This window comes from Mesorhizobium sp. M7A.F.Ca.US.014.04.1.1 (genome assembly GCF_003998745.1).
In the GTDB taxonomy this organism is placed as follows: Bacteria; Pseudomonadota; Alphaproteobacteria; order Rhizobiales; family Rhizobiaceae; genus Mesorhizobium; species Mesorhizobium ciceri.
Window position 1 is genome coordinate 1 of record NZ_RZRW01000547.1, and the last position, 3,791, is coordinate 3,791.

Sequence of the window (3,791 nt, forward strand, 5' to 3'; positions counted from 1 at the left end):
CGGTCTTCGCATCGCACCAGAGCTCGACGCGGGTCTTCTTGCCCGGCTCGATCGTTGCGATCCCGGCCGAATACCAGTGGGCGAAGTCGGCGTTGCAGGAGAGGCCTTCGCTGCCCGCATTCGAAATCGTCAACGGAACCATGTCGAGCCCGTCAGTGCCGGTGCGGACGACGACATGGTGCAACTCAACCGCGTTGGCGAAGGACGATAACGCCAGCATCACCGGAAGGGCATAACGGATCTTCACTTTGCCTGAGCTCCACAATGTAATTTTTCCTAGGCAGTCTATCTCGCTTTCGCGCAATAACAATAAGAATATTGATTGGTGAAACAACAGAGAGGGTAACATGTTAAAGCTTCTTAAGAGCAGTGTAAGTGCAGTTATATTAGTCGGTGTCTTGATTAGCGGCGCGCTTGCCGGCGAGGTCAAGTCGATCGCCATCCTGACGCCCGAAGAAGGCACGGACTACGGCTGGAACCAGCAAGGCATCGATGCCGCCAAGGCGGCTGGCAAGGCCGCCGGCGTCGAAGTGGTCGTGGCCCAGGGCCTCGGCTATGGCGATGTTCGCCCGACCTTGCGGGAACTTGCCTCCGACGGCGCCAGCCTGCTGATCGCGCATGCCAGCGGCTACAACACCTCGGCGCCTGAAATCGCCAAGGAATTGAAAGTTCCGGTGGCAATCGTCGACACGCCAGCCGGCCTGGAGAAGGGCCTTGTCGCCGACTATACGCTGAGCGGCCACGAGGGCGCCTATCTCGCCGGCCGTCTCGCCGCCAAGGTGTCGCGTTCCAAGTCGGTCGGCATCGTGGTGTCGGGCGAACCGCCATCGTGGAATTCGCAGTCGGCGGCGTTCGCGCAAGGCGTGAAGGCGGAGAACCCGGACGTCAAGATCACCTACGCGGTGATCGGCCCGGCCGCCTACAGCGATGCGGCCGGCGGCAAGCGCGTCACCGAAAGCGTGATCGCATCGGGCGCCGACATCATCTTCGGCCAAGGCAACGGTTCGAGCTTCGGCATGCTGCAGGCGGTCGAGACGACCAAGGCAGCCGATGGCGGCAAGGTCTATTTCATCGACGTCATCGGCGACAAGTCACCGATCGACAAGGGCTTCCTGCTGTCGTCGGTGGTGTGGAATATCGAGCCGGTCTATGCGGCGATGATTGCCGACCTGAAGGCGGACACGTTCGGCACCAAACACTATACGATCGGCCTCAAGGACGACTCGGTCAAGTTGCTGAAGACCGCTGCGATCCCGGACAATGTCTGGACGGAAATCCAGGCGCTGCGCGAGGACGTCATTTCCGGCAAGATCAAGGTCGAGCCGGTCTATGACGCGGCCGCCGTAAGGGCACTGATGACCAGCGTCGCCCAGTAAGGCGATCATGGTCGGCTGCCGGAGGGGTGATCCGTTCACCCCTCCGGACGATTCCTGTTTTTTGGTGCTGGGCTTCATGAGCGGTTTTTCTTCATCGTCCGTTGCCGGGCGCGACATCGTCGCGCTTGAAGGCGTGACCAAACGGTTCCCCGGCATCGTTGCCAATGACAGCGTCGACCTGTCGATCCGCCCGGGCGAAGTGCATGTGCTGCTGGGCGAGAACGGCGCTGGAAAATCGACATTGATCGGCATGTTGTCCGGCCTGCAGCAGCCTGACGAAGGACGCATACTGGTCGACGGCAAACCGACGCCGATCACCTCGCCACGCCATGCGCTGGCACTCGGCATAGGCACCGTATTCCAGCACATGATGCTGGTGCCGACGCTGACGGTGGCGGAGAACCTCCTGCTTGGCGGGCCGTGGTGGCAGCGCCCCAGGACCGAGGAACTGGCGGCGCGCGTCGCCGAGATCACCGGCACGCTCGGCATCACCGTCAAGCTTCAAGCCAAGGTATCGGAGTTGTCGCTCGGCGAGCAGCAGCAGGTCGAGATCCTGCGCGCGATGCTGCGCAACAGCCGGCTGCTCATCCTTGACGAGTCCACCTCCATGCTGACGCCGAAAGGTATCGACGAACTGGGCGCGCTGATGCGCCGCCTTGTCGAGCAGGGCCTTGCGATCGTCTTCATCACCCACAAGCTCAAGGAGGCGGCTGCCTTCGGCGACCGCATCTCGGTGCTGAAGCTTGGCCGCAAGGTCGGCGAGATTCCACCCGAGCGGTTTCGCACGCTGGGCGAACAGGAGATCGTCTCGGAGATCGTGGAATTGATGTTCGGCAAGCAGAAGGATGACCCGGAAGCCGTCGAGCGTCCTGTCCGCACTGCCCGCGCCGGCGCTGCCCCGCTGCTTCAGGTGACGGACCTGGCGGTAGCGGCGACGGACAATGCGCCGGGCCTGTCGTCGATCTCCTTCGACATCCGCCCGGGCGAGATCCTCGGCATAGCCGGCATCGACGGCAACGGCCAGAAGCAGCTGGCGGAAGCGCTGGCCGGCCAGCGTACAGCCACAAGCGGCTCGGTGCGGCTGGACGGCGCCGCCATCGAGACGCTGAGCGTCGGCGAGCGCCGCCGGCGCGGCCTTCGCTACCTGACCGACGACCGACTGGGCGAGGGCACTGTCGGCACCTTCCCGGTCTCGATCAATTTCTTCCTCAAGCAGGTCGGCGCGGCCCCGTTCTGGCGCAACGGCGTCGAGCAGCGCGCGGAGATCGACAAGCGCGCCGCGCAGCTCGTGCGCGAATACGACGTGCGCACGCCGAGCCTGAAGACGCCCGTCGCGCGGCTGTCCGGCGGCAACATCCAGAAGGTGCTTCTGGCAAGGGAACTGGCTGAAGGCGCCAAGGTGGTGATCTTCAACAAGCCGACCTATGGGCTCGATCTCACCAACACATTGGCGTCGCGCCAGCGCATTCGCGATACGGCGGCGCGTGGCCTTGCCGTGCTGCTGATCTCCACCGACCTCGAGGAATTGCTTGGTATGTGCGACCGCATCGCCGTCATCGCCGACGGCGCTTTGGTCGGCACCGTCGAGAACGTAGACGACGCCCGCACAAAGGTCGGTCGCCTGATGATCGGACTTGCCGCATGAGCATCGACACCGCACCCACGGTCAGCGCCACCGCACTCGATGCCACGAGCGGGGCAGCGACGCGCCGCGACATCCTGCATCGGCTGCTGATGACGCTCGGCCCGATCCTTATCGCGCTGGTCATAGCCGGCTGTATCCTGCTTGCCGTCGGCGTCGACCCGCTGGCCTATTATGGCTTCGTGCTGGAGAAGGGACTGTTCTCGCCGCTCGGCATCCAGCAGACACTGACGCGCATGGCGCCGCTGCTGTTTCTCGCCGCCGGCCTGATCGTCGCCTTTCGCGCCGGCATGTGGAATCTGGGCGGCGACGGCCAGTTCCTGCTTGGCGCGGTGACGGCGGCTGCCAGCGCTCCCGTGTTCGTGCAGATCATGCCAGCCTGGCTGGCGCTGGTCTGCTCGTTCCTCATCGCCATGGTGGTGGCGATGATCTGGTCGCTGGTGCCGGCGCTGCTGCGTGCCTATCAGGGCGTCAACGAGATCATCACCACCCTGATGATGACGTTCCTCGGCACCTCGCTCGCCAATGTGCTGGTCAAGCTGGCGTTTCGCGACCCAAGCACGACCGTGCCGCAGACGCGCACGCTGCCGGTGGAGGACCGGCTGCCGCGCCTGTTCGAAACGACCATCACCAGTGGCCTGCTGCTTGGGCTGGCGGCGATCATCATCGTGCATCTGGTGATGACGCGCACGGCGTTCGGGCTGAAGCTGAGGATCGTCGGCGCCAATCCACGAGCGGCGGTTCACTCGGGGCGCGGCGTTCCCGCCCTGACC

At 64.1% G+C, this 3,791-nt stretch carries 3 protein-coding genes and 1 pseudogene; 3 read left to right on the forward strand and 1 reads right to left on the reverse strand.

Features of this window, described 5'->3' with window-relative positions; translation table 11 throughout:
• Window positions 1-247 (reverse strand): annotated as a pseudogene (locus EOA22_RS27150) (hypothetical protein); the annotation flags it as partial.
• A gap of 100 nt (window positions 248-347) precedes the next feature.
• Here EOA22_RS27150 and EOA22_RS27155 point away from each other — a divergent pair.
• From EOA22_RS27155 to EOA22_RS27165, 3 genes are all read left to right on the forward strand, one after another.
• A complete protein-coding gene (locus EOA22_RS27155; protein WP_063168892.1) occupies window positions 348-1,376 on the forward strand; it encodes a BMP family protein in 1,029 nt (342 codons plus the stop codon).
• 76 nt (window positions 1,377-1,452) lie between these two features.
• Window positions 1,453-3,021 (forward strand): ABC transporter ATP-binding protein, encoded by a 1,569-nt coding sequence (locus tag EOA22_RS27160; RefSeq protein ID WP_063170327.1) that lies wholly within the window; start codon window positions 1,453-1,455, stop codon window positions 3,019-3,021.
• Window positions 3,018-3,791: ABC transporter permease (locus tag EOA22_RS27165; protein ID WP_164755864.1), on the forward strand; the 774-nt coding region annotated here is incomplete at its 3' end. The genes EOA22_RS27160 and EOA22_RS27165, both read left to right, overlap by 4 nt.